Genomic DNA, 25,584 nt, shown 5'->3' with positions numbered 1-25,584 from the left:
CCTTTCTGTCGAGCTGGAGAACGTAATGGGAAATAGTTTAGCCGCGCTTGTAGAAGGGGCGGGCAACAATGGTCATTGGCTGGCGCTTGCCACGCACATCCGCCTCGAGGGTGGTGCCCTCTGCGGCGTGATCGGCGTCTACATAGGCCAAAGCGATGGGGTGGCCGAGGGTGGGGGAGAGCTGGCCGGAGGTGATCTCGCCGACGCGCTCCTCACCGACATACAGCACGGAGCCGGCACGGGCGGCGCGACGCCCCTCGCCCCGCAGCCCCACGAGCTTGCGCTGCGGGGTGGGCAGCTCACGGAGCTGATCGCCGTAGAACTCGCCCGTCTTATTCTTGCCCACGAGCACGCGCAAGCCGGCATCGACGGGGGTGAGATCCTCGCTCAACTCATGGCCATAGAGCGGCATAGCGGCCTCGAGACGGAGGGAATCCCGAGCGGCAAGGCCGCAGACGGCACCCTCATAGGCCTCGAGCTTGTCGACCACCGCGGAGAACACAGCGGGGGCGTGCTCCTTGTCCACATACACCTCGAAACCATCCTCGCCGGTGTAGCCGGTACGGGCCACGAGGGTATCCACCCCGGCCACCGCGAGCGGGGCGGCGGAGTAGTAGCTGAGCCCATTGAGGGTGTCGGAAGAATCGGTGGGAACCAGTTCGCTGAGCAGCTCGGCGCTGCGCGGGCCCTGGACGGCGATGAGGGCGGTGTCCAGGCTCTGGTTCTCGAGCACCAGATCGGCATCGGCGAAGCGCTCGCGGGCGCGGTCCTCGAAGGCGGCCCACACGGCGGGCTGGTTGCCGGCGTTGGGCACCACCAAGAACTCGTCCTCGGCGAGGCGATAGCTGATGAGATCATCGATGATGCCGCCCTCGGCGTTGACAATCATCGAATACTTCGCCTTGCCCACCGGCAAAGAAGAAAGCTGCGAGACGAGCACATAATCCAAGAATGCGGCGGCATCGCTACCGCGCACCGAGAGCTCGCCCATATGGGACAGGTCGAACACACCGACGCGCTCGCGCACGGCGCGGTGTTCTTCGAGCTCGCGGCCGTACTTCAGCGGCATATTCCAGCCCCCGAAGTCGGTGAAGCTGGCGCCGAGCTTCTCGTTGAGATCGTGCAACGGGGAGTGCAAAAGATCAGTCATGGTGAGCCTTTCGGGTTAAGCGTGGTCGGAGTCGATGTCGAAGGCCTCCGGCGGCGGGCAGGAGCAGACTAGGTTGCGGTCGCCATAGGCATCATCAATACGACGGACAGCGGGGAAATACTTATCGCGGCGCAGCCCCGGCACGGGGAAGGCGGCCTTTTCGCGGCTGAACTTCTCGTTCCACTCATCACTGACGACGCTGGCTGCGGTGAAGGGAGCCTTGCGGATCACGGAGTCCTCCACGGCGACCGTGCCGTCGATGATCTCCTGGATCTCTTCGCGGATTACGAGCATCGCCTCCACGAAGCGATCGAGCTCCGCGAGGTCCTCGGACTCGGTGGGCTCCACCATGAGGGTGCCGGCCACAGGGAAAGCGAGGGTGGGGGCGTGGAAGCCGAAGTCCACCAAGCGCTTGCACACGTCGAGGGCGGTGACGCCGGACTGCTTGGTCAGCTCCTGCAGATCCACGATGCACTCGTGTGCAACCAAACCATTCTTGCCGGTATAGAGCACCGGATAGGCGCCCTCGAGCTTCTTCACGATGTAGTTGGCGGCAAGCACGGCATGGGCGGAGGCGGCGAAGAGGCCTTCGCTGCTCATCAACCGCAGGTACATCCAGGAAATGGGGGTCACACCCGCCGAGCCATAGTAGGTGGCAGAGATCGGCACGCCCTCGCCCACGGGGGCATCCTCATGCGGATTGGCGGTGCGGGCATCGGTGGGCAGGAAGGGCACCAGGTGCTCGGCCACGCCGATCGGGCCCACGCCCGGGCCGCCACCACCATGCGGAATGGTGAAGGTCTTGTGCAGATTCAGGTGGGAGACGTCGCCGCCGAACGCGCCGGGGCGGGCGATACCGGCGAGGGCATTCATGTTGGCGCCATCGATGTAGACCTGGCCGCCGGCCTCGTGCACCAGCTCGCACACCTCGCCCACATTCTCCTCATACACGCCATGGGTGGAGGGGTAGGTGATCATAATGGCGGCGACATGGCCGGCATGGACCTCCAGCTTGGCCTTGAGATCCTCGATATCGACCGTGCCATCATCGGCGGTGGCCACCACGACCACACGCAGGTTCGCCAGCGCAGCAGAGGCGGCATTGGTGCCGTGGGCGGAGGCGGGAACAATGCACACATCGCGCTGCTCATCGCCGCGGGAGACGTGGTAGCGGCGGATAGCCAGCAAACCGGCCAGCTCGCCCTGGGAGCCGGCATTGGGCTGCACCGACACTTTGGCGTAGCCGGTGATTTCCGCCAGCCATGTCTCGAGATCCTCGATGATGCGACGCCAGCCCTTGGTATGCGACTCCGGGGCGAAGGGGTGCACATCTGCCAGATGAGGCCAGGTGATCGGCTCGACCGCAGAGGTGGGATTGAGCTTCATGGTGCAGGAGCCCAGCGGGATCATGGTGCGGTCGAGGGCCAGATCGCGGTCGCCAAGACGGCGAATATAGCGCATCATCTGGGTTTCGGAGTGGATCTGGGAGAAGATCTCATGCCGCAGCGGTTCATCGGCGCGCTCCTGCTCGATGCGCGACTCGGCCTCCTGCTCCAGGGTGTCGTCGGCGATACCGAAGATACGGCACAAGGCCGCCATATCGTCCTCGGTGGTGGCCTCACCGAAGTTCACACACACGCGGTCCTCGTCCACCGCACGGATGAGATAGCCCTCCTCGAGGGCGGTGGCGGCGAACTCGTCGGCACGGCCGCCCGTGGAGATGCAGACGGTATCGAAGAAGGTGGAGTGCACCAGCGATAGCTCCGCGTCCGCAGACTCGATGGCATCGGCAAAGCTGCAGGCCTTGCGGTGGATTTCGCGGGCGATGCCCTTGAGCCCCTCCGCGCCGTGATAGACGGCGTACATCGAGGCCATGACAGCCAGCAATGCCTGGGCGGTACAGATATTGCTGGTGGCGCGATCGCGGCGAATATGCTGCTCGCGGGTCTGCAGGGCCAGGCGATACGCCGGGAAGCCGTCGAGATCCTTGCTCACGCCCACGATGCGGCCCGGGATCTGCCGCTTCAAGGAGTCGGTGACCGCCATGAACGCGGCATGGGGGCCGCCGAAGAACAACGGCACACCGAAACGCTGGGTGGTGCCCACGCACACGTCCGCGCCGAGATCACCAGGGGCGGTGTGCAGGACCAGCATCATGGGATCCGCTACCACCGTGGCGAGGCCGCCACGATCGTGGGTGGCGTCGATAAGCGAAGAAATATCGCGCACATCGCCCTCGGTGCCGGTGTAGGCAATCACGGTGCCCACAAGATCCTCGGCGACCAACCCCACGGACAGGTCTTGGACGTGCGCGTCGAGCTCCATAACGCGGGCACGCTCGCGGGCGATGCTCAGCACCTGGGGATGCAGGCGGCTGTCCAACACCACGCTGCGGCCCTTCTTCACCTTGCGGCTCATCAAGCTAATGGCCTCGGCCACGGCGGTGGCCTCATCCAGCAGCGAGGCATTCGCGATGGGCAGGTTGCACAGCTCGGAGATCATGGTCTGGAAGTTCAGCAGGGCCTCGAGGCGGCCCTGGGAGATCTCCGGCTGATAAGGGGTATAGGCGGTATAGAAGCCGGCATCCTCAAGAACACCCCGGCGGATCACCGACGGGGTGATGGTGGAGGAGAAGCCTTGGCCATAGAAGGACTTGAGGGGGATGTTCTGCTCGGCGTCGTGGGCGAGCACGCGCTGTGCTTCAAATTCCGACTGCTCGCTCGGCAGGTTCATCCGCTCTGTATTGATAATCGAGGCGGGGACGGCCTTCTCAATGAGTTCGTCCAATGAGGAGACGCCAAGCGTATCCAGCATGATCGAAGTTTCATGAGCGTCGGGGCCGATATGGCGATCGCTGAAAGACAAAGTGGGCCTTTCCGTGGGGTTGATGTGCCTTGGGGATGAAGGACAGTAAGGAAAAGAAATGTCCCCCTCATTATAGGAGCTGGGTCACTGTTTGGGATTGAGAGTGGTGGCCCCCATTCTCGGATTGCAGACATCCTGCGGTGATGGAATGCGGGGGTAGCGGTGGGGGTAACTGCGGGGTGTGCATAAAGACAACCACCCCGCGCTGGCGTTGACGCACTGCGCGGGGTGGTTGGGGAGAGCCCTGTGTTTAGCTCAGCTCGAGATCCTCGGTGAAGTCGATGTTCTCGAGGCGGTCACGGACGGTGGTCATGAAGCGGCCAGCGTCAGCGCCGTCGATGATCTGGTGATCATAGGAGAAGGGCAGGTAGGCCATCTGGCGGATAGCGATGGCGTCATTGCCGTTCTCGCTGACCACGACTGGACGCTTGGCGATAGCGCCGGTGCCCACCATGGCTGCCTGCGGCGGAACCACGATCGGGGTATCGGAGAGCGCACCCTCGGAACCGATATTGGTGATGGTGAAGGTGCCACCGGTCAGATCGGCCGGCTTGAGCTTGTTATTGCGGGCACGATCAGCCAAGTCCACGATCGCCTTCGCCAGCTCCGGCAGAGACAGCTTCTCGGCCTCGTGGATCACCGGGGTGAGCAGACCCTTCGGCGTGTCGACGGCGATAGCCAGTCCCACGCTCGGGTGGTAGGTAATCTCCTTGGTCTCAGCGTTGTAGGAGGCGTTGACATTCGGGTGAGACACCAGGGCCTCCACGATGGCCTTCGCGAAGAAGGGCAGGTAGGTGAGGTTCACACCATGAGCCTTGGTGAAGGCCGGCTTGGCCTCCTTGCGCAGGGCAGCAATGGTGGTCATGTCCACCTCGTGCAGCTGGGTGAGCTGCGCGGAGATCTGCAGGGCCTCGAGGGTCTTCTTCGCGGTGATCTCGCGAATACGGTTGACCTTCTGAGTGGTGCCACGCAGCTCGGCCTTTGCCGGGTCCACAGACTTGGTGGACACGCGGGGAGTCTCCTCCTTCGCCGGGGCTGCGTCCTCGGACTCGCCCTTCGACTCGCCCTTGGCGGCAGCCAGCACATCCTGCTTGCGGATGCGGCCGCCCACGCCGGTGCCCTCGACAGTGGAGAGATCAATGCCGTGCTTATCAGCCAGCTTCCGCACGAGCGGGGTCACATACGGCAGGTTATCGCCGGTATTGACCTTCTCCTGCTTCTTCTCTTCCTTCTTCTCAGGCTGAGCCTCGGACTTCTCCTCCTTCTTCGGAGCAGACTCCTGCTTAGGCTCCTCCTTCTTCTCTTCCTTCTCTTCCTTGGCTGCAGCTTCTTCGGCTTCGGCCTCATCCGAATCGTCGTCGGAGTCGGAGTCGTCGGAGGAGCTGGCGGCGTCGGCGTCGCCGATGCGGGCGATGACGTCACCGACGTCGACGGTGTCGTCTTCTTCGGCGAGGATCTCGAGCAGGGTGCCGGCGACGGGGGAGGGGACCTCGGTGTCGACCTTGTCGGTGGAGACTTCGAGGAGCGGTTCGTCGACCTCGACCGTATCGCCGACGGACTTCAGCCAGGAGGTGATGGTGCCTTCTGTAACGGACTCGCCCAGCTCGGGCATGGCCACGTCGGTGGCCTCGCTGGAGGAGGACTTCTTATCAGCCTTCGGCTTGTCCTCAGACTCCTTCTTCTCTTCCTTGGCTTCAGCTTCTTCGGCCTCTGCCTCGTCTTCGTCCGAGTCGTCGTCGGAGTCGGAATCGTCGGAGGAGCTAGCGGCGTCGGCGTCGCCGATGCGGGCGATAACGTCACCGACGTCGACGGTGTCGTCTTCTTCGGCGAGGATCTCGAGCAGGGTGCCGGCGACGGGGGAAGGAACCTCGGTATCGACCTTGTCGGTGGAGACTTCGAGGAGCGGTTCGTCGACCTCGACCGTGTCGCCGACGGACTTCAGCCAGGAGGTGATGGTGCCTTCGCTAACGGATTCGCCCAGCTCGGGCATGGCCACGTCGGTGGCCTCGCTGGAGGAGGACTTCTTATTTGCCTTCGGCTTGTCCTCAGACTCCTTCTTCTCTTCCTCGGCGGAGGACTCTTCGGCCTCCGACTCCTCGGAATCAGAATCGGAATCGGAATCGCCGGAGGGCTCCTCGCCCTCGTCGCCGATGACGCAGATAACGTCGCCAACGTCGACGGTGTCGTCCTCGTCAGCCTTGATCTCAAGCAGGACGCCTGCCTTGGGGGAAGGAACCTCGGTATCAACCTTGTCGGTGGACACCTCGAGGAGCGGTTCGTCGACCTCGACCGTATCGCCCACGGACTTCAGCCACGTGGTGATGGTGCCTTCTGTAACTGACTCGCCCAACTCGGGCATCTCTACGGAGAACGCCATTGTTTTTAAGTCTCCTCGCATGAAAGTAGCGTGTGAAAAATCGTCAAACGGTAACAACAAAAAGAGTACCGCTTTTAACGGTCCATTGTAGGCGGTTAGGCTCCGCATTCTGTGCATAGCGTGCCCCTATCCGCGCGGCCCCGCGCGTGGGAGCGGATCTCTGCATGCTGTGCAGGCCCGCTATGCCCCCAGTGGAGAGCAGCCCCGCCTTATCGCAGGGGGCTTGTAGAATGATGTGTCATGTTCAATCTTTTCAACCGTGGCAGATCCAAAAAGGGACTCAAGGCTCCCCGCAGCGCCACCGGATCCATCCGGGACGCCGATCTCGCCGAGCTGCGCGCATGGATGCAGGGCCGTGGCTTCGTGGAGGGCTTCGTCGAGCCCGAAACGCTGGTGAATGAGATGAGCGTGGTGTTGGTGGATGAGCATGGAGACTTCATCCGCCGCCGGATTGGCGGGCCCAAGGGCATCAACGCCACCGCCTCCGCGCTGGGTATCGGCCTCTTCGATGTGGAGGAGACGGGGTATCCGCAAAGGATGCGCGAGCGAATCGAACGTGACCGTATCCTCCGCAAGCGCGAGGAACAGCGGCAGCGGCGCGAGGAATGGGAAAAGAGACACAATGAGACCGAGGGCGACGTCGATAAGCGGCCCGAGGCATAAGGCAGAGAAAAGGAAAAATCCCATCCACCGAAGTGGATGGGATTAGTCATGGGTGCAGGTCTTTAACCATTGACCGAGATGTCACGGAGCAGATCCACCAAGGTGCGCACCGGAACACCGGTGGCGCGCTTCGGGGTGTAGCCGTGGACGGCGGTGGTGTTGAAGGCGGGGCCCGCGATATCGATGTGGGCCCACGGGATGCCCTCGCCGACGAAGCGGCTGAGGAAATAGCCGGCCTGCATCATGCCGGCGGAGCGGTTGGTGCCAATATTGCGCAGATCCGCGGAAGGAGAGGAGAACTGCTCGGCGATCTCCTCCGGAATCGGCATGGCCCATGCCGGCTCACCTGCATCGCGACCCGTGGCGGCAATGCGCTCGCGGAGAGTCTCATCGCCCATCACGCCGGAGGTGCGATCACCCAAGGCCACCACCTGGGCGCCGGTGAGGGTGGCGCTATCGATGAGATAGTCCGGGTTGTCCTCGCTGGCACGCACCAAGGCATCCGCCAAGATGAGGCGGCCCTCGGCATCGGTGTTCTGGATCTCGGAGGTGGTGCCGCCATAGTGGGTGATCACATCGCCCGGACGGTAGGCCTTGCCACCCGGCATATTCTCCGCCAGTGGGATGGTGGCGGTGATCTGCACCGGCAGCTCAAGGCGGGCGGCGGCAACGATGGTGGCGATCATGGCCGCGGAGCCGCCCATATCGGAGATCATGTTCTCCATATTGGCGCCCGGCTTGATGGAGATGCCGCCGGTATCGAAGGTCACGCCCTTGCCCACCAAGCCCACGTGGGTCTTCGCCTTCTTCGGCTTCCACTCCAGGCGCACCAGCCGCGGGGTGCGGGACGAGCCCATGCCCACGGCGAGGATGCCGCCAAAGCCGCGCTTGGCGAGCTTCTTCTCATCCAGCACGGTGGCCTGCAGCCCCACCTTCGCGGCTTCTTCGGCCACGAAGGAAGCATAGGACTCGGGGTAGAGGTGTGAGGAGGGGGTATTGACGAGGTCGCGGCACAGCGCCACGGACTCGGCCACGATCACGGCGGCCTCGAAGTCCTTCTTATCGGCGCCGAGGAAGGTCACCGAGCTAGGTCGGGTGCTCTCGCCTTCAGTGCGCAGTCCGCGATAGTCATACGCACCCAGCGCGCAGCCCTCGACGGCGGCTGCGGTATTGAGCTCAGAGAGGGTGGTGGCCACAACGGCGTGCTCGGGCAGGCTGCGCATGGCGCTACCGGCGGCACGGCGAATCGTCTCCGCATCGGAGTCCTCGGCAGCACCCAGACCCACCGCGGCGACTGCGTCTACCTTGAGCTTCTTCGGGGCGGGCACAGTGTGCACGGTGCCGGCCTTGCCGGTGGCGCCGACTGCGCTCAGCGCATCACACAGGGAGCGCGCCGAGGCATCGTCCAGCGGCCCCAGTACGGGCAGCTCCAATTCGCTCTCGCCCTCATAGACGGGCACGAGCAGCACGGAGGTGTCCTTCTCCAGCTTCTTGCTTCGCTTCAATTCAGGCAGGTAGCCGCGCGCGGGCAGGGAGTTCGCCATATGGTTCGCAATCCTTTCTGTACAGCGGTCAATGCTTATCGACGCCCAGCTGTGGTCGGTGGCGCCGGCAACGTCTTGTGAATAAGACTTCCACCAGCCTAGCGTGAGCTAAGAGACGCCGCCGCGAGTTGGTTGCCCGAAACTTAGGGTAATCAGGGCTTTGAAACCAGAGAGGGAGTAGCTTAATACCATGCAAGATTTAGAGTTCACCATTAGGAAGAACGAGAACCCCACCCCCGCCGCTGAGATTGCGAAGATTCTTGAGGCCCCGGGGTTTGGCAAGCACTTCACCGATCACATGGTGACCATTGAGTGGTCCCACGATAAGGGATGGCACGACGCCCAGGTGCGCCCCTATGGCCCGCTGTCCTTTGATCCGGCCACGAATGTCTTTCATTATGGGCAGGCCATCTTCGAAGGGCTGAAGGCCTATCGGCACGAGGATGGCTCCATTGTCACCTTCCGCCCCTACGCCAACGCTGCGCGTTTCCAGAACTCGGCGCACCGCTTGGCCATGCCGCAGCTGCCCCAAGAGGTATTCCTCGAGTCCATCCGCCAGCTGGTGGACATCGATCGCGACTGGGTTCCGGCCGCCGGCGGCGAGGAATCTCTGTACCTGCGCCCGTTCATGATCTCCACCGAGACCTCCCTGGGTGTGCATCCGGCGAATAGCTACACCTATGTGCTCATCGCCTCCCCGGCCGGCGCCTACTTCGCGCGGGGCATCAAGCCCGTGTCGGTGTGGATTTGCGAGGACTTCGTCCGCGCTGCCCGCGGTGGTACCGGTGCGGCCAAGTGTGCTGGCAACTACGCTGCCTCGCTCCTGGCCCAGGCCCAGGCGGAAGAAAAGGGCTGCGACCAGGTGGTGTGGTTGGACTCTATCGAGCTGAACTACATCGAGGAGATGGGCGGCATGAATCTCATGTTCGTCTACGGCGAAGGGGAGGATGTCACCGTGGTGACCCCCGCCCTGTCCGGTTCTCTGCTTCCCGGCGTGACCCGCGATTCTCTGCTGCAGGTGGCCCGCGATCTCGGCTATCAGGTGGAGGAGAAGCTGGTGTCGAAGGAGCAGTGGCGTGACGACGCCACCTCGGGGGCCATGACCGAGGCCCTGGCCTGCGGCACTGCGGCTGTGATCACCCCCGTGGGCGCGGTGAAGTCCGCTCACGGCGATTTTGAGATCGCTGGCGGTGCCACCGGCACGGTCACCATGGAGCTGCGCAATCACCTCACGGGTATCCAGCGCGGCACCGTGGAGGATACGCACGGCTGGATTCACACGCTCATCGAGGCCTAAGCGGCGTAGTCCTCATAGACAACACCGGCGCTGTCCCTCATGGGAGGGGGCGCCGGTGTTGCTGTGTGCGTGAGATGTATCGCTTAAATATAAGGATGGCTTAGAGAGCCGAGAGATCGATGTTGAGGTCGAGCAGATCGGTGGAGCCGAAGTGCGCACCGGAGAAATCTACGGTGGTGAGGTTCGGCAGGATCGCCGGTGCCGGGGGCGGGCAGCAGTTGTTGCCGCCGAATTCGAGGTATAGATCCTTGATGGGGCCATCAACGATCTCATTAATGGATAGGACGAAGGACAAAGTGTGTCTCCCTCTTGTGGTGCCACAATCGTGGCTTTCTGAACACTTGCACAGAGGAGATTAATTGCTCGCTCACTAAGGGGCAATAAGTAAAAAATGCTGTGTGCGCTGGGGAAATGATGCTGATGTGGCCGCAGAAAATTTATTCATTCTTTCGCGCTCGGGACGGGAATTTTCTCCACGATGTAGACGTGTCCACAACCGCTGTCCCGGGAGCATGCCGAGCCACCCCCGCCGCCTCCCCCTGCACTTAAGAGGTGAGGTAGGAGAGGCTGAGTCCATAGGCCACGGCGGCAAGAGCGGTGGTGATCTCGATGATCGCGCCGGTGCAGTCTCCATTGAGTCCGCCAAAGCGGCGAGCCATATGGCGCACGAGGCCCTCGGCACAGAGCCAGATCACCGTGGTGCCCAGGATCGTGGCCGCAGCCATGCCAGGAGCACCTAGGGCGAGCCACCCCGCAGCGGAGATCACGACGAAACCGGCGGCCCAGGCAGCCACCCGCCACGCGGGCACTGTGCCCATGATCAGCGCCCCGAAACCGGTAGGAGAGAGCGCCTGCCGCTGCGGCGAGGCACTGCGACGACACACCACCAGCGCCGACCACCGAGAGAGAAAGAAGATACTGAGCAGGGCCAGCAGCAGCGCGGCCGAAGGGGCTACTGCGCCGAGAACAGTGGCCAGCCCAGCCACTTGGGTGAGCAGGGCGAGCAGGACCGCGCCCATGCCCAGCGCCCCGGTATAGCGATCGCCAAGAATCTCGCGTGCCCGCTCCGGAGGGGCATAGGAGCCCAGCGCATCACCGACATCCGCCAGCCCATCAAGGTGCATGAGGCGGCTCAAGAGTTGCACCGCCACCACGATGAGCACCGCGGCCAGCGCGGCGGAGGCGGGAGGGCTCACCACAGCGATCAGGGTAGCGACGGCGCCGAAGGCGATGCCGACCAGCGGCACGGAGGTCATGGCCCGCCGACCAGTGGTGGTATCGAAAACCGTGGCCCCGCGGAGGGGGAGAACGGTGAGCCAAGAAAAGATGGTGGCTGGCCCCTCCCACAGCGGATGGCCGTGGCGGCCACTGCCGGAGGGACCCGCTTTACCCGACACTCTCGTCCTCGTTGTGGGTGGAGACCCCAGCAGAGCTGAACGTGGCCATATCCGTCATGATGTCTACCGCAGCCCGCACGATCGGCAGGGCAGCGGCGGCGCCGGAACCCTCCCCGAGGCGCATACCGAAATCTAGAACTGGGGTGAGATCCAAGGCTTCGAGTGCGGCGCTATGCGCCGGCTCCACGGAACGGTGTCCCGCGATCCACCACTGACGCGCGCCGGGAGCGAGGCGATTGGCCCAGAGGGCGGCGGCGGTGACGACCACGCCGTCGAGGATCACCGGTGTGCGGCGCACCGCAGCCTGAGCGAGGAAACCAGCCATGGCGGCCAGATCCGGCGAGCCGATGGTGCGCAGCACACTGACGGGTTCCCGGTTGAGCAAGCGAGCGCGGAACATGGCATCCCGCACCGCGGCGACCTTGCGTTTCCAGCCTTCATCGTCGATGCCGGTGCCGCGGCCGACCACCACAACCGGCTCCAGGCGGGTGGCGACGCCGGTGAGAGCAGCCGCCGGGGTGGTATTGCCGATGCCGAGGTCGCCGGCGATGAGGAGATCCGCGCCGCGATCGATTTCTTCATCGGCGATGCGCTTGCCGATCTCGAGGGCGCGCACCACCTGCTCATTAGTCATGGCATCTTCGCGGTCAATCGACCCGCAGGAACGAGAAACGCGCTCATCGCCCCACACATCGTGGTCGAGGGAGACATCCACCAGCCGCACCTCGGCGCCGGCGGCCCGGCCCAGCACATTGATCGCGGCGCCGCCGTGGCGGATATTCTCCGCCATCTGAATCGAGACCTCAGAAGGATAGGCGGAAACACCATTGGCGGCGATGCCGTGATCGCCAGCGAAAACCACAATGGTGGGCTGAGTAATGGTGCGCGGCGGGCACTGGTCCTGGCAGGAGGAGATCCAGATGCCGATCTCCTCATAGCGGCCGAGGGCGCCCACAGGCTTCGTCAGGTCCGCTTGGTGCGCGATCGCCGCCTGCCGCGCCGCAGTGCTAGGGGGATCTACCTTGGCAAATAGATCGGAGGCGGAGGGCAGGGACTCCATGAGACAGCTCCTTATGTTGGCACGGGAAACCGCGGGTGGTTTCCGCATTGGGGATCAGACGTACCCAGAATACGGCTGCAGCACCGAGAATTTCATTTTTTTAAGGGCAGCGCCTGGCCGGCGACCACCAAGGTGACGCGGTCCATCACCGCGGCGAGCTGCGCGTTGAGCCAGCCCAGCTCATCGCGAAAGAGCCGGCCGGAGCGGTGTTCAGGTATCACGCCCATCCCTACCTCTGGGCTGACCAGTACCAGTGTGGTGGATGCGGGAAGCGAGGAGATGGCGTCGATAAGCGCCGTGCAGCGCGGGCGGATGGTGCCGCGCGGTTTCTCCCACGCCTGGGCGCGGTCGAGCTCATGGGTGATCCACGTGCCCAGATCGTCCACCAGCAGAGTCGCGGCAGGCGGGGTGCGCAGCACCGCGAGAAGATCGGAAGAATCATCCGTGCGCCACCGCGGATCACGGCGACGCTGATGCTCGGCGATGCGGGCGGCGAAATCCTCATCGCCCGGCCACGGCCGAGCGGTGGCCACATAGAGCACATCCGCGGCATCGCTGAGCAGCGCTTCGGCATAGCCCGACTTGCCACTGCGGGCCCCGCCGAGAATCAGATGACGCATCGCGAGCCTTTCCGCATGGTTACTAGACCTCGGCGCCGATCTCCACGCGCGGGCGCGGGGAACGCCAGCGGCGCGGCTGGCCGGCGCGGGAGAAGGCGTAGAAGCCCAAGCCGAAACCAGGCTCGGTGGAGCCGGGGAACTTCAAGCGGGCGGCCCTATTGACGCGGCGGCCCATGATGATGCCTTCGACGAAGATCGCCAGCATGATGATCATCGCGATCATCGATGCCGCCATCGAAATCTGCGGCACGGCGTTCGACACCAGCATGATAAACAGCAGGATCAGGGCCAGCGGCATCATCATATTGGTGATGAACCGGCGGGCATCCACCCAATCGCGGGCGAAGCCACGCACCTCGCCCTTATCGCGTTCGAGGAGATAGCGCTCCTCGCCGCGGTCCATGCCCTCTTGGATCCGGCGCTGCTCCTCGCGGCGTTGCCGCTTCTGCCGCGCCTTGTACTCCTTGTACTCCTCCTTCGTCATCGACTCCTTGAACTTCTTCCGCCGCGCGCGGGCCTCGGCGCGCGTCTCCGGTGCGGAGAAGTGCTCGCGGCGCACCCCGCGCTCGCGCTCACGCTCATTGCGCTTCGGGGTGGGGCGGCCCTTCTTCGGGGTATAGCCCCGCGGGTGCTGCTCCTCGGAGTCGGTGGAATGCTCCTCTGCGGCGCTGGTGTCAGCGGGGGCGTCGGATGCGGTCTCGTCTTGATTCTTCTGCCACGGTAGTTTCACGCCTAATAGGCTAGTAAAAGATTCCCCAGAGATACCCATCGGCGCGCGCGAAGTACCCACGCTGGCCGGCGCGGCAGGTGATACGGGTACGTGGTGGCGGCGGCGCACCCCCGCCCACGCCGCGGCCCAGGCAGCTGAAGCGCTGCGTACAGGCAGCCGCGGGCGAACGCAGGGTGGGGAATAGGTGCCTGTGAGGATGTGTTTACACTCAGTAGAGGCACGCGGTAGCCTTGGTGCCACTGACATGACAGCAGTGTCCGCGCCTGGGGCACGGCATCAGCCCACCTCCCGCGAGGACCGCCGTGTGTCGTATGACTCAATAACTATAAGGAGAATCCACTCACCATGACTGCACCCGAATCCGCCACCGGAGTAATCCTCACCGAGGCTGCCGCCGCGAAGGCGAAGGCTCTGCTCGAGCAGGAGGGGCGCGAAGATCTCTCCCTGCGTATCGCCGTGCAGCCTGGCGGCTGCTCTGGTCTGCGTTATCAGCTCTACTTCGACGACCGTTCCCTGGACGGCGACAAGATGGATGAGGTCGGCGGCGTGAAGCTCGTCGTGGACAAGATGAGCACCCCGTATCTCGCCGGCGCCACCATTGATTTCTCCGACACCATCGAAGCCCAGGGCTTTACCATCGACAACCCGAACGCCACCGGCTCCTGCGCCTGCGGCGATTCCTTCCACTAAGCACGCACTGTGAGTGGAGGGCAGCGTCGATAAGCGTCCATACACACACCACAGCCCAGCTCCCGATTGTGCGGGATGCTGGGCTGTTGTGCTGTTTGGGTGGTTTAGAGATCCACGGGGTAATCGCGCTGCTCGATCTGCGGATCGATGCGCTTTTCCACGAAGATGCCGTGCCAGACCATGAAGGCCAGCACCGTCCACAGGCGACGGGAGTGATCCGAGGTGCCGGCGCGGTGCTCGGCGAGCATCTTCAGCACCTCTGGCTTATTGAAGATCTCCTCGGTCTGGGACTCGTTGATGGTGTCCTGGGCCCAGCCGTGCAGCTCATCGCCGGCCAGCCAGTGGCGCATCGGTACGGGAAAGCCCAGCTTCTTGCGGTGGAGCACGTGCGCGGGCACGATCTGCTCCATGGCCTTACGCAGCGCGTACTTGGTGGTGGACTGCGCGATCTTGAGCTCGTGCGGGATCGTCTCCGCCACGGCGAATACTTCCTTATCGAGGAAGGGCACGCGCAGCTCAAGGGAGTGAGCCATATTGATCTTGTCGGCCTTGACCAAGATATCGCCGCGCATCCAGGTAAAGAGATCGAGGTGCTGCATGCGTGCTACCGGATCCATGTGGGTGGACTCGGCGTAGATCGGGGCCGTGACTTCACGGTGATCCCACTCGCGGCTCGCCCACGGGATCACCCGCTGCATCTGCTCGAAGTTAAAGGAGCGCGCATTGCCGTAGTAGCGCTCCTCCATCGTCATCGTGCCGCGCTCGAGCAGGGACTTGCCCTTCATGCCCTCGGGCAGCACAGCGCCGAGGCGACGCAGTCCCGCGCGCAGGGGAGAGGGGACCTTCTCAAAGGGCGCCAGCGACAGCGGCTCCTTATATATTGTGTAGCCGCCGAAGAGCTCATCGGCGCCCTCGCCGGAAAGCACCACCTTGACGTGCTTGCGGGCCTCCTGCGCCACGAAATACAGCGGCACCAGCGACGGGTCCGCCACCGGATCATCCAGGTACCACATGATCCGCGGAATGGCCGTGGCGTACTCCTCCGGGGAGACGATCTTCACGATGTGCTCGACACCGATGGCCTCCGCCGACTCTGCTGCCACATCCACCTCGGAATAGCCCTCGCGCTCGAAGCCGGTGGTGAAGGTCAATAGGTTCGGATTGTGCCGCTTAGCGAGAGTAGCGATGGCGGTGGAGTCGATACCGCCAGAGAGGAACGAGCCGACGGTGACATCTGCTCGCATATGCTTTTCGACGCTATCCTCCAGCGCCCGCGCGATACGGTCGAAAAGATCCTGCTCGGCACCCTTGGGCACCGGGGTGGTGTTGAACTGCGGGCGGAAATAGCGCTGCTGCACCAAGTTCTCGCCCGGACGCACCGTGGCGAAGCAGCCCGACTCGAGGCGGCGAATATCCTCATGAAGCGACTCCGGCTCCGGCACATACTGCAAATCCACGTAGTGCTCGATGGCGCGATAGTCAAGGTCCAGGTCCAGACCGATGGCCTCCGCCATGGAGAGGATGGTCTTCTTCTCGGAGGAAAAGACCGTGCCGGCCGGGGTGGTGGCGAAATAGAGCGGCTTAATGCCGAACTGGTCGCGGGCCAGGAAGAGGACCTGCTCCTTGGTATCCCAGATAGCGATGGCGAACATGCCGCGCAGGTGCTCGACCACCTTATCGCCCCAGTGGTGATAGCCCACGGCAATAGTTTCAGTATCGCCATCGGTGTGGAAGGTATAGCCCTCCTTGCGCAGGGTCTCCCGCAATTCGATGTAGTTGTAGATCTCGCCGTTGAAGGTCATCGAGTAACGATCCGGCTCGCCCTCCGGGCCCCAGTGCAGGGGCTGATGGGAATGTGCGAGGTCGATGATAGAGAGGCGATTGAAGCCAAAGACAGCATGCTCATCGTGCCAGGTGCCCGAGGCATCGGGGCCGCGGTGGTGCATGCAGGGCAGCGCCTGCTCCACGGCGTGTTGAAAGTCGGCGGCATTCGCCTCGGCGGTGAGCATTCCAAGAAGACCACACATAGTCGGGCTGGTTCCTCGATTCCTAAAGAGTGTCAGAGGGCTATAGATATTAAGGACGTAGCGTACAGTGCCGAGGGTGCGCTCTGGCGCGAGCGACACTGCTGTGGAATCCCCGCGAGGGGAGTTGGCCACCGCCCGCTAAGGTGGCGCGGGCTCGGCCACAGCACCTCAGCGCGCGGCGTATCCACGACGTATCAACTCACGGGCTCGCTACGCCGTTCCCAATAGTACAGCCGTGATCACGTGGAGCCCTAAGCGTTACGTGGGCTGGGTTGAGGGCCGTGTAGCCTCGATACGCGCCATGGTGCAGCCGCGAACCTCGCCGTGAAGCGAGCGCCAGCGGGGGAGCGGCTACGCCCGAACGGGGGAGAACAGCCCGCCCCAAAACTGGTGACTTAGGGCACAATATTGACGGGCGTCGCTCTCGTTGTGGCAGGAAGTGCCGAGGACAATCCTCAGAGAATTTTCAGGAATCGGCCGAATCCTTAAAGAATCATGACAAACAACATGGAAAAACAGCCGATATGCAGTACTCTGCTTAGTTAAGAGAGTGTCTTAGGACGAGCTCGCAGCTCCGGGCACTCACAAAGTTTTTGTGTGGACAGGAAGGCAGACACACGTGGAACAGCGTAAAAAGCGTGGTATTTCGCGCAAGGCGATGCTTGCAGGCGTCACCGGTGTCAGCGCACTCGCGCTGACTGGTTGTGACGTCACCCCACCTGATAACGGCTTTTTCCATGCCCTGCGCATGGGTTGGCCCGAGGGTGTGACCCCCGAGTCGTACGAGATGGGTAACTTCTGGGTGTGGGTCTGGGTTGCGGCCTGGATCATCGGCATCATCATGTGGGGACTCATGATCTACTCGATCTTCGGATTCTCCGCGAAGCGCGCCAAGAAGGCTGGCAAGGACGAGTTCCCGCGCCAGACTCAGTACAACATCCCTCTTGAGCTCGTGCTCACCGGCGTGCCGATCATCATTGTGATGGCACTGTTCTTCTTCACCGTGCAGACCCAGGACCGCGTCACCGCTTTGGATAAGGATCCGAAGGTGACCGTGGACGTGACCGCGTATCAGTGGAACTGGAAGTTCGGCTACCAAGAGGTGGACGGCCAGTTCACCCCGACCGGTAATGAGTACCAGGGCATCGATGAGGAGCGTCAGGCTGCAGCCGAGGCATCCGCTAAGGATCCCGAGGGTGTGAAGAATCCGAATCCGATTCATGGCACGTCCCTGAACGATCGTTCCTACCTCCGCTACAACAAGATCGAGACCGTCGGCACCACCGAAGAGGTTCCGGTTCTGGTCCTGCCGACCAACACCGCGATCTCCTTCCAGTTGGCTTCCGCTGACGTCTCCCACTCCTTCTGGGTGCCGGAGTTCCTCTTCAAGCGTGACGTGTACTCCCACCCGGAGGCTAATAAGTCTCAGCGTGAGTTCCAGATCACGAGCATCGATAAGGAAGGCGCCTTCGTGGGTCGCTGCGCTGAGATGTGCGGTACCTACCACGCCATGATGAACTTCGAGGTTCGTGCAGTCTCCCCCGAGAAGTTCAAGCAGTACCTCGAGTACCGTATTAATAATCCGCAGGCCACCAATGCGGCCGCTCTGGAGTCCATCGGCGAGGCCCCCTACGCCACCTCCACCGCTCCGTTCGTCTCTGGCCGTGAGGACTCTCGCGATGGCGGGAACTTCCTCGACAAGCCCGGCGCTAACGCGGGCAACTAGGAAACGAGGTCAAGAAACATGAAGGTCAGCTCTAAACTCTTGTACGCCCTCACCGCATACATTGGTGCGGCGTCCATCATCTACATTTTCGCGACCATCTTCGTTGAAGACTCCGGAAACCTGCCGGGCGGCGAGTGGATCGGTATCACCATGCTGGTGATCTCCACCCTCATGACCCTGATGCTCGCGGGCTACTTCCACTTCACTGAGAAGCGCCAAGATATCCTCCCGCAGGACTGGGAGGAAGCAGAAGTGGAAGACGGTGCCGGCACCTACGGCTTCTTCTCCACGAGCTCCATCTGGCCGGCCGTGATGTCTGGTTCCATCTTCGTGCTGGGCGCGGGCATCATCTACATGCACTACTGGATGATTGGCTTCGGTGCGGTCCTGGTTATCTGGTCCACCACCATGCTCAACCTGCAGTACGGCATCCCGAAGGAAAAGCACTAAGTCTTTTTCCGGGCTCACGGTTAGGCGGGCCCACGGTGTGTAGGTTGTCTGCTTCCTACGCACGGCCCGCATAGCTCACAAAAACTTTCACGCGGCACCCACCTCACTCTCAGTTGAGGCGGGTGCCGCGTGTGTTATGTCTAAGGGCAGCCTAAGAACCCTAGCTGTCGCCGGCGTGGTTCGGGAGCGTGTGAGCGTCCTCTCCTCATTAAGGGTGGGGGAGGTGAATCTTCGCGCGGAAGGGGCCTCCGCATGGGGGTAACTATGGGGGGGCGAAGCCCAGTTGTGCGGGTCTGTGAGATGAATCTCGCCGTTCTTAGGGTGCATTTATGAGAGTTAATAAGCACTGATCCGCTAGCATAAACGCATACTCACTTTCGCCCGCAGAGATAGCAGAGCGCGAGAGAATTGGGCACACGCTGCTGAGATCTTCGACGATCACGCCGCGGGCCCGCCTGGGGGAGTAGTTGCCACCGCCGACGGAGGGGCGTCGGATGCGGTTCCAAAAAGTTCCCGGCTCATCGAAAACTTCTTAAATTCTTAGAAAACCCTCGAGCGCGAGCTGGGAAAACGGAAAAAGTTGGCGCTATATCGGGGGTAGATGATGAATCTTCCTTAGGAATCAGTCATACTTAGAAGCGTGACGAGCGCAGTAAATAACTCAGGAACGGCAGCAACACAGCGCGTTGCCGCACTGAACCGACCCAACATGGTCAGTGTGGGAACGATCGTGTTCCTGTCTCAGGAATTGATGTTCTTCTGTGGTCTGTTCGCCATGTACTTCGTCTCCCGCGCCAATGGCCAGGGAGTTTCGTGGGACGAGGGAACGGACCACCTCAATGTCCCCTACGCGATGATGATCACGGCGATCCTTATTTCGTCGTCCTTCACCGCGCAGTGGGGCGTCTTTGCAGCAGAAAGGGGTGACGTCTTCGGTCTCCGCCGGTGGTATGCACTGTCCGCACTGTTGGGCGCGATCTTCCTCGTTGGTCAGGCATATGAGTACTACCACCTGGTCGAGCACGGCTTGACTATTCAGAGCAGTGTCTACGGCTCGGTCTTCTTCATTACGACTGGCTTCCACGCAGCCCACGTCCTCGCGGGCGTTCTGGCCTTTGTGGTTGTCCTGCTTCGTATCGCGAAGTCCAAGTTCACGCCGGCACAGGCAACCGCAGCAATGGCAGTGTCCTACTACTGGCACTTCGTCGATGTTGTCTGGATTGCCCTGTTCGCAACCATTTACTTCATTCAGTAGGCCGTATCGGTCTCGCGCCATTTCTGGCTCTCAACCGCAGTCTGTGACAGGCAGGCAGTGATGCGGCAGGGCAGAAGGAGTGGTCGCGGATCAACAGCCCTTCACTTTCCGAAACCCGAAAAAGGAAAATGATGGATACCACACCACACGATGTTTCTGCGGCGAAGTCCGCGGAAGCAAAGAAGACCCGGACGCGGCGTAAGGCACGCCGTTCCGTCGCGGGTGCTCTTGCACTCACGGTGGGTCTGACTGGCGCCGGCCTGCTGGCTCACGCACTGACCCCCGATGCACAGGTAGCAACCGCTCAAAAAGACGATGCCGCTCTCATTCAAGAGGGTAAGGACATCTACGACGTAGCCTGCATTACGTGCCACGGCACCAACCTTCAGGGCGTTGAGGGACGCGGTCCCTCCCTGATCGGTGTTGGCGAAGGCGCCGTGTACTTCCAAGTGCACTCTGGCCGTATGCCGATGCTGCGCAATGAGGCACAGGCACAGCGCAAGACCCCGCGCTATAACGAGCACCAAGCACTGGCACTTGCCGCATATGTGGACGCCAACGGTGGCGGTCCCGGCCTCGTGAAGAACGAGGACGGCACCATCGCCATGGAGTCGCTGCGCGGTAGCCACTACGACGGCACTATCGATCCGGCAGACGTCGCCCGCGGTGGCGAGCTCTTCCGCCTCAACTGTGCGTCGTGCCACAACTTCACCGGACGTGGCGGTGCGCTCTCCTCCGGTAAGTACGCCCCGGTTCTGGATCCCGCCAACGAGCAAGAGATCTACCAGGCTATGCTCACTGGCCCTCAGAACATGCCGAAGTTCTCTGATCGTCAGCTCTCGCTGGACGAGAAGAAGGACATCATCGCGTACATCAAGTCCACGAAGGAAACCCCGAGCCCCGGTGGTTGGAGCCTCGGCGGCCTCGGCCCAGTGGCTGAGGGTATGTTCATGTGGCTTGCCGGTATGGCAGCGCTTATCGCTGCTGCTCTGTGGATTGGATCGCGCTCATGAGCAAAAACAGCAAAGAATACACCTCGCAAGAACTCGCTGCGATGAGCAACGAGGAGCTCGCCCGTCTCGGCACCGAGCTTGATGACGTCACGGTTGCGTACCGCAAGGAACGCTTCCCGATTGAGAATGACCCCGCTGAGAAGCGAGCCGAGCGCTCGGTCGCTTTCTTCTTCATCGCGGGCATCGTTCTCATGCTCGCCTTCATGGCGATCTACCTCTTCTGGCCGTGGCAGTACAAGGCACTCGGCCAAGAGGGACTGTGGCTTTACACCTTCTACACCCCGATGTTGGGCCTGACTGCCGGTCTGGGCATCATCTCGATGGGTATGGGCGTAGTCACCTATGTGAAGAAGTTCATCCCCGAAGAGATCTCCGTCCAGCAGCGTCACGATGGCGGTTCCGCTGAGGTCGATGCAAAGACCCTCGGCGCGCTGCTCAACGACGCTTGGGAGACCTCCACTCTGGGTCGTCGCAAGATGCTCAAGGGCGTCATGGGCGCCGGCGCAGCAGTCGCCGGCCTGGGTATCCTGGCTCCGCTCGGCGGCATGGTGAAGAACCCGTGGAAGCCTCATGAGTTGGGCATCCAGGGTGACGGCACCCTCTGGACCTCCGGCTGGACCCTCGCCGAGCACGGCACCAAGCTGTACTTGGGCCGCGACACCGGCGTGACCGCGGAGAAGCACGATGGGCACTACACCACCCAGGGTGTGACCCGTCTGGTGCGTATGCGTCCCGAAGATCTGTTGGCAGCTTCGATGGAGACGGTGTTCCCGCTTCCTGACGAGTACGTCAACGACGGTGACCGCTACGACAAGCAGGCCATGGTCTACGAGGAGCACATGCACTCGATCCACGGTCCGCGTAACGCCGTCATGTTGATCCGCCTGCGCAGCGCCGACGCTGCCAAGGTGATCGAGCGTGTCGGACAGGAGAACTTCCACTACGGCGACTACTACGCCTACTCCAAGATCTGCACGCACATCGGTTGCCCAACCTCGCTCTACGAGGCTCAGACCAACCGAATCCTGTGCCCCTGTCACCAATCGCAGTTCGACGCTTTGCACTTCGGCAAGCCGGTGTTCGGCCCCGCCGCTCGTGCCCTGCCGCAGCTGCCCATTACCGTCGATGAAGATGGTTACCTCGTCGCCGCAGGCAACTTTATCGAGTCTGTCGGACCGGCATTCTGGGAGCGTAAATCATGAGCAATAAACTAGCTGAGCGCGCAGAAGCCATTGACTCTCGCTACAGCGGAGCCGGCTTCCTGCGCACCCAAATTAACAAGGTGTTCCCGACTCACTGGTCCTTCATGCTCGGTGAGATCGCGCTGTACAGCTTCATTATCCTGATCGTCACGGGTGTCTATCTGACCCTGTTCTTCGATCCGTCTATCTCCAAGGTCATCTACGACGGTGCCTACGCACCGCTCAACGGTGTGGAGATGTCTCGTGCCTACGAGACCGCGCTGAACATCTCCTTCGAGGTGCGTGGCGGTCTGTTCATTCGACAGATGCACCACTGGGCCGCCCTGGCCTTCGCGATCTCCATCATCGTGCACATGATGCGTATCTTCTTCACCGGCGCGTTCCGTCGCCCGCGTGAAGCTAACTGGATCATCGGCAGCGTGCTGATGCTGCTGTCCGTCGCCGAGGGCTTCTTCGGCTACTCCCTGCCGGACGACCTGCTCTCCGGCGTGGGTCTGCGCATTATGTCCGCCATCATCGTGGGTATGCCGATCATCGGTACTTGGATGCACTGGCTGATCTTCGGTGGCGACTTCCCCTCCGAGATCATGCTGGACCGCTTCTACATCGCCCACGTGCTGATCCTGCCGGGCATCATCTTGGCCCTGATCGGTGCACACCTGGCGATCGTCTGGTTCCAGAAGCACACCCAGTTCCCGGGCGCAGGCCGCACCGAGAACAACGTTGTGGGCGTCCGTATTCTCCCGGTGTTCGCTTTGAAGGCCTCCGCCTTCGGCATCATCACCGCCGGTGCCTTGGCCCTGATGGCAGGTATCACCACGATCAACGCCATCTGGAACATTGGCCCCTATAACCCGGCACAGGTCTCCGCTGGTTCCCAGCCTGATATCTACATGCTGTGGACTGACGGTGCCGCCCGTGTCATGCCGGCGTGGGAGCTCTACATCGGCAACCACACCATCCCGGCCGTGTTCTGGGTTGCCATCATGCTTGGCATCCTCGTGGTCCTGCTCTTCGCCTACCCGTGGATCGAGAAGAAGATCACCGGCGACGATGAGCACCACAACCTGCTGCAGCGTCCCCGCGACGTACCGGCCCGTACCGGTATCGGCGTGATGGCTCTGGTCTTCTACGGACTGCTGACCGTCTCTGGTGGTAACGACCTCTTCGCTTACCACTTCGATATCTCGCTCAACGCCATGACGTGGGTTGGTCGTATCGGCCTCATCCTGCTGCCGCCGATCTCCTACTTCATCACCTACCGCATCTGCGTTGGCCTCCAGCGCGCTGACCGCGAGGTGCTGGAGCACGGCGTCGAAACCGGCGTGATCGTGCGTCTGCCGCACGGCGAGTACGTGGAAGTTCACCAGCCCATCGGCCCAGTGGACGAGCACGGACACCAGATCCCGCTCGAGTACGCAGGCGCCAAGGTGCCGAACCAGCCGAACCAGCTTGGTTTCGGTGGGCACCCGGGTCGCGGCCTGTGGAAGGCCGACAGCGAGGATGTCGCTCGCCGCGCTGCCGAGATCGAGCACGCCAACGAAGAGGAAGAGCGCACCATGCTCGAGAACCTCAACGAGGCTAATCGCCGCGCCGACAAGGATGCCGGCCGCGAATAGCATCACACCTGAAGTACATATTCTGTACTGAGACTACTGCGTCATAGAGTCAAGGACCTTCACCCTCGGGGTGAGGGTCCTTCTCTTATGCTCGGTGTGCACCATCGAGGGCCCACACAGCCAACCGTGGTCCGACGGTGGGGTAGACACCGCCTCTACCGCCTTGGCAAGCAGCACAGTCACCTGTCCACGCGCAGTGGGGAAGCGTCCCCCACAGCGGCCTAGAGACCGCCACGCGGCCAGCACGCGGTACTCGGGGCAGTACCGCTCTCGCCAGCCGGCGCGGTCGGTACGCTCGGCGGGGCGCAGGGGCGTTTCCAGGGCCACTGATCAGACATCCTAGGGCTTCGTGTGGTCGCGCTGAGATAACGTTTCGGGCACGATCACGGCCCGATAACGGCTATAGTGGGGAAGGTCACAAAAAATAATTATTGAGCCCCGGCCGACGGTGGGCGGCTCCCGCTATCGGTGCAGCTTGGGGCGAAAATATGCGAAAAACTGCAGGTAAAAGGGGTGTCATTCGAACGGCCTGGGGCCGCGTCGCCGTCGCCTGTTTCGATCACCGAATGGTCACTGGAAGATTACGACTTGATAACAGCGCCTAGATTTTGCTGAAAGTTGGACAAGTATCGTTGCCGTTTCGTAACCTAAACGAGACTTCGCGGGACGAAGCAGAGAGTAAGAAAAACGATCTGGTCGCCACCGACGAACATCTACCGAAAAGAATAAGCCAGACCTAATCCGGCACAGTCTCTGATCAACTCCGATCCTGAGGATGCCGCCGGAGCCGGGGAACCACCTAAATATCTGGGGTGAAATTCTCGCAAGAGTGCTCAGTATAGAGAGCACGGCGCGAGGATGGGAGGCCTTCCGGATGCCTAGCCCGTCAGCTAACCCGGCCGGTTCAAACAAGGAAGACGTGGAAAAGTTTCAAATGGGTAATCACAATCGTCGTAGCGCAAGCCGTATCGTTCGCAACGCAGCAGCCGCAACCGCCGTTGCCGCCGGTGCCTCCGCCGCACTGGCCACTCCGGCTCAGGCCCTCGACATCAACGTGCCGGTCGTCGGCAACGTGTCCGTTCCTGGCGTGCCGAACGTTCCTAGCGTTCCGGCCGTGCCGAACATTCCCGGTGTGCCGGCAGAGATCAACAACATCGTTGATACCGGCCAGCTGAGCTCTCAGCTGCCCGTGCAGATTCCCGGCCAGGCTCAGGTCGCCCGCTCTGTCGCTCCGGCATCCTCCAACTCTGTTGGTGACCGCATCGTGAGCATCGCTCGCTCCAAGACCGGCGCTCCCTACGTCTGGGGCGCTGCCGGCCCGGACGCCTTCGACTGCTCCGGCTTCACCTCCTGGGTCTACTCCCAGGTGGGCAAGTCCATCCCGCGCACCTCTCAGCAGCAGGCAGCTGCCGGCGTCCGCGTGCCGCTGTCCCAGATCCGTCCCGGCGACATCGTTGCCTACTACGGCGGCGCTTCCCACGTCGGCATCTACGTGGGCAATGGCACCATCATCGACGCCATGCAGTCCGGCACCCCGGTGGGCGAGCGTCCGCTCAACTACATGCCGATCCACTCCGTGGTTCGCTTCTAAGAGCCACCGGCGAGGACAGCCCTGACAGCACACCGCAGACCAACGTACGGTCTGCGGTTTTGTCGTTATGGCGGCGCCTCGGCATTCGCTGGGGCGCCGGTGCTCGTAGCCCTCTTCGCTCGCCGCCTACGTTTGGGGGTGGGCAGGGCTACGGCCTCGTCTAGCTGGCTGGGCCAATAACTTTCACCACTGTGATTTACTCTAAGCCTCAGTGGCCACATCAGGGTTGGTATTGGCGAAATGTACGCTAAACTAACCCGCTAACTGGGTGTGTGCTCCCTAGGGGAGCAGGAACACCACACAGCGCG

20 protein-coding genes and 1 riboswitch are annotated in these 25,584 nt (G+C 62.3%); of the genes, 10 read left to right on the top strand and 10 right to left on the bottom strand.

Going from position 1 to position 25,584, the window contains the following annotated elements:
* Window positions 1–37: 37 nt before the first annotated feature.
* The 3 genes from gcvT to sucB all read right to left on the bottom strand — a co-directional run bounded on the left by gcvT (window position 38) and on the right by sucB (window position 6,392).
* A complete protein-coding gene (gene gcvT / locus KR227_RS04630) occupies window positions 38–1,150 on the bottom strand; it encodes a glycine cleavage system aminomethyltransferase GcvT (protein WP_218364009.1) in 1,113 nt (370 codons plus the stop codon).
* A 15-nt stretch (window positions 1,151–1,165) separates the two neighbouring features.
* Entirely contained in the window at window positions 1,166–4,015 is a 2,850-nt protein-coding gene (gcvP, locus tag KR227_RS04625) for an aminomethyl-transferring glycine dehydrogenase (RefSeq protein ID WP_218364008.1), read from the bottom strand.
* Between the two features lie 250 nt (window positions 4,016–4,265).
* Window positions 4,266–6,392: a 2-oxoglutarate dehydrogenase, E2 component, dihydrolipoamide succinyltransferase gene (gene sucB / locus KR227_RS04620; RefSeq protein WP_218364007.1), complete on the bottom strand. Its 2,127-nt coding sequence runs from the start codon at window positions 6,390–6,392 to the stop codon at window positions 4,266–4,268.
* 240 nt (window positions 6,393–6,632) lie between these two features.
* Between sucB and KR227_RS04615 the strand changes: the two genes are divergently transcribed.
* Window positions 6,633–7,055, top strand: a complete 423-nt coding sequence (locus KR227_RS04615; protein ID WP_218364006.1) for an oxidoreductase — start codon at window positions 6,633–6,635, stop codon at window positions 7,053–7,055.
* A 62-nt stretch (window positions 7,056–7,117) separates the two neighbouring features.
* Here the strand turns inward: KR227_RS04615 and KR227_RS04610 are convergent, their stop codons facing one another.
* Window positions 7,118–8,599 carry a leucyl aminopeptidase gene (locus tag KR227_RS04610; RefSeq protein WP_218364004.1) on the bottom strand — a complete coding sequence of 494 codons (1,482 nt, stop codon included), beginning with the start codon at window positions 8,597–8,599 and terminating at the stop codon, window positions 7,118–7,120.
* A 190-nt stretch (window positions 8,600–8,789) separates the two neighbouring features.
* Between KR227_RS04610 and KR227_RS04605 the strand changes: the two genes are divergently transcribed.
* On the top strand, window positions 8,790–9,896 hold the full coding sequence (locus KR227_RS04605) for a branched-chain amino acid aminotransferase (RefSeq protein WP_218364002.1): 1,107 nt from the start codon (window positions 8,790–8,792) through the stop codon (window positions 9,894–9,896).
* Window positions 9,897–9,996: 100 nt separating this feature from the next.
* On the opposite strand, the gene KR227_RS04600 is transcribed toward KR227_RS04605, so the two are convergent.
* From KR227_RS04600 to KR227_RS04580, 5 genes are all read right to left on the bottom strand, one after another.
* The gene (locus KR227_RS04600; protein ID WP_151529238.1) at window positions 9,997–10,191 is read right to left on the bottom strand and encodes a hypothetical protein; all 195 of its coding nucleotides are present in this window, start codon (window positions 10,189–10,191) and stop codon (window positions 9,997–9,999) included.
* A gap of 250 nt (window positions 10,192–10,441) precedes the next feature.
* Entirely contained in the window at window positions 10,442–11,293 is an 852-nt protein-coding gene (locus tag KR227_RS04595) for an adenosylcobinamide-GDP ribazoletransferase (RefSeq protein ID WP_218364000.1), read from the bottom strand.
* Window positions 11,283–12,353, bottom strand: coding sequence for a nicotinate-nucleotide--dimethylbenzimidazole phosphoribosyltransferase (gene cobT, locus KR227_RS04590; RefSeq protein ID WP_151549207.1), 1,071 nt, complete (start codon window positions 12,351–12,353; stop codon window positions 11,283–11,285). Before cobT ends, KR227_RS04595 begins: the two co-directional genes overlap by 11 nt.
* Before the next feature lie 92 nt (window positions 12,354–12,445).
* Window positions 12,446–12,973: a bifunctional adenosylcobinamide kinase/adenosylcobinamide-phosphate guanylyltransferase gene (locus tag KR227_RS04585; RefSeq protein ID WP_218363998.1), complete on the bottom strand. Its 528-nt coding sequence runs from the start codon at window positions 12,971–12,973 to the stop codon at window positions 12,446–12,448.
* 22 nt (window positions 12,974–12,995) lie between these two features.
* Window positions 12,996–13,703 carry a DUF3043 domain-containing protein gene (locus tag KR227_RS04580; RefSeq protein WP_218363996.1) on the bottom strand — a complete coding sequence of 236 codons (708 nt, stop codon included), beginning with the start codon at window positions 13,701–13,703 and terminating at the stop codon, window positions 12,996–12,998.
* A gap of 345 nt (window positions 13,704–14,048) precedes the next feature.
* Here KR227_RS04580 and erpA point away from each other — a divergent pair, with 345 nt between their 5' ends.
* Window positions 14,049–14,393: an iron-sulfur cluster insertion protein ErpA gene (gene erpA / locus KR227_RS04575; protein ID WP_151529243.1), complete on the top strand. Its 345-nt coding sequence runs from the start codon at window positions 14,049–14,051 to the stop codon at window positions 14,391–14,393.
* Between the two features lie 104 nt (window positions 14,394–14,497).
* On the opposite strand, the gene asnB is transcribed toward erpA, so the two are convergent.
* A complete protein-coding gene (asnB, locus tag KR227_RS04570; protein ID WP_218363994.1) occupies window positions 14,498–16,420 on the bottom strand; it encodes an asparagine synthase (glutamine-hydrolyzing) in 1,923 nt (640 codons plus the stop codon).
* A gap of 619 nt (window positions 16,421–17,039) precedes the next feature.
* On the opposite strand from asnB, the gene KR227_RS04565 reads away from it, so the two are divergent.
* The 7 genes from KR227_RS04565 (at window position 17,040) to KR227_RS04535 (ending at window position 25,276) form a co-directional block, all read left to right on the top strand.
* On the top strand, window positions 17,040–18,146 hold the full coding sequence (locus KR227_RS04565; protein ID WP_218363992.1) for a cytochrome c oxidase subunit II: 1,107 nt from the start codon (window positions 17,040–17,042) through the stop codon (window positions 18,144–18,146).
* 18 nt (window positions 18,147–18,164) lie between these two features.
* Entirely contained in the window at window positions 18,165–18,596 is a 432-nt protein-coding gene (locus KR227_RS04560) for a cytochrome c oxidase subunit 4 (protein WP_151529246.1), read from the top strand.
* Between the two features lie 640 nt (window positions 18,597–19,236).
* Window positions 19,237–19,851: a heme-copper oxidase subunit III gene (locus KR227_RS04555; RefSeq protein ID WP_218363990.1), complete on the top strand. Its 615-nt coding sequence runs from the start codon at window positions 19,237–19,239 to the stop codon at window positions 19,849–19,851.
* A gap of 131 nt (window positions 19,852–19,982) precedes the next feature.
* Window positions 19,983–20,864 (top strand): c-type cytochrome, encoded by an 882-nt coding sequence (locus KR227_RS04550; RefSeq protein WP_218363988.1) that lies wholly within the window; start codon window positions 19,983–19,985, stop codon window positions 20,862–20,864.
* Window positions 20,861–22,066, top strand: coding sequence for a ubiquinol-cytochrome c reductase iron-sulfur subunit (locus KR227_RS04545; protein WP_218363986.1), 1,206 nt, complete (start codon window positions 20,861–20,863; stop codon window positions 22,064–22,066). Before KR227_RS04550 ends, KR227_RS04545 begins: the two co-directional genes overlap by 4 nt.
* Window positions 22,063–23,685 (top strand): cytochrome bc complex cytochrome b subunit, encoded by a 1,623-nt coding sequence (locus KR227_RS04540; RefSeq protein WP_218363984.1) that lies wholly within the window; start codon window positions 22,063–22,065, stop codon window positions 23,683–23,685. The genes KR227_RS04545 and KR227_RS04540 overlap by 4 nt, the downstream gene beginning before the upstream one ends.
* 745 nt (window positions 23,686–24,430) lie before the next feature.
* A riboswitch (cyclic di-AMP (ydaO/yuaA leader) is annotated at window positions 24,431–24,606 on the top strand.
* Window positions 24,605–25,276: a C40 family peptidase gene (locus tag KR227_RS04535; protein WP_370625164.1), complete on the top strand. Its 672-nt coding sequence runs from the start codon at window positions 24,605–24,607 to the stop codon at window positions 25,274–25,276. (Overlaps the previous riboswitch by 2 nt.)
* The last annotated feature ends 308 nt before the right edge of the window (window positions 25,277–25,584 follow it).

Origin of the sequence: Corynebacterium sp. TAE3-ERU30 (genome assembly GCF_019209925.1) — a bacterium.
In the GTDB taxonomy this organism is placed as follows: domain Bacteria; phylum Actinomycetota; class Actinomycetes; order Mycobacteriales; family Mycobacteriaceae; genus Corynebacterium; species Corynebacterium megadyptis.
The sequence above is the reverse complement of the archived record's forward strand: the minus strand, read 5'-3'. Positions and strand labels throughout refer to the sequence as shown.

Excerpts from the sequence above, each read along its gene's own strand:
- asnB (WP_218363994.1), bottom strand. The coding sequence starts at position 16,420 with ATGTGTGGTCTTCTTGGAATGCTCACCGCCGAGGCGAATGCCGCCGAC.
- KR227_RS04545 (WP_218363986.1), top strand. The coding sequence starts at position 20,861 with ATGAGCAAAAACAGCAAAGAATACACCTCGCAAGAACTCGCTGCGATG.
- KR227_RS04610 (WP_218364004.1), bottom strand. The coding sequence starts at position 8,599 with ATGGCGAACTCCCTGCCCGCGCGCGGCTACCTGCCTGAATTGAAGCGA.
- KR227_RS04585 (WP_218363998.1), bottom strand. The coding sequence starts at position 12,973 with ATGCGTCATCTGATTCTCGGCGGGGCCCGCAGTGGCAAGTCGGGCTAT.
- gcvT (WP_218364009.1), bottom strand. The coding sequence starts at position 1,150 with ATGACTGATCTTTTGCACTCCCCGTTGCACGATCTCAACGAGAAGCTC.
- sucB (WP_218364007.1), bottom strand. The coding sequence starts at position 6,392 with ATGGCGTTCTCCGTAGAGATGCCCGAGTTGGGCGAGTCAGTTACAGAA.
- KR227_RS04550 (WP_218363988.1), top strand. The coding sequence starts at position 19,983 with ATGGATACCACACCACACGATGTTTCTGCGGCGAAGTCCGCGGAAGCA.
- KR227_RS04560 (WP_151529246.1), top strand. The coding sequence starts at position 18,165 with ATGAAGGTCAGCTCTAAACTCTTGTACGCCCTCACCGCATACATTGGT.
- erpA (WP_151529243.1), top strand. The coding sequence starts at position 14,049 with ATGACTGCACCCGAATCCGCCACCGGAGTAATCCTCACCGAGGCTGCC.
- cobT (WP_151549207.1), bottom strand. The coding sequence starts at position 12,353 with ATGGAGTCCCTGCCCTCCGCCTCCGATCTATTTGCCAAGGTAGATCCC.
- KR227_RS04615 (WP_218364006.1), top strand. The coding sequence starts at position 6,633 with ATGTTCAATCTTTTCAACCGTGGCAGATCCAAAAAGGGACTCAAGGCT.
- KR227_RS04605 (WP_218364002.1), top strand. The coding sequence starts at position 8,790 with ATGCAAGATTTAGAGTTCACCATTAGGAAGAACGAGAACCCCACCCCC.
- KR227_RS04540 (WP_218363984.1), top strand. The coding sequence starts at position 22,063 with ATGAGCAATAAACTAGCTGAGCGCGCAGAAGCCATTGACTCTCGCTAC.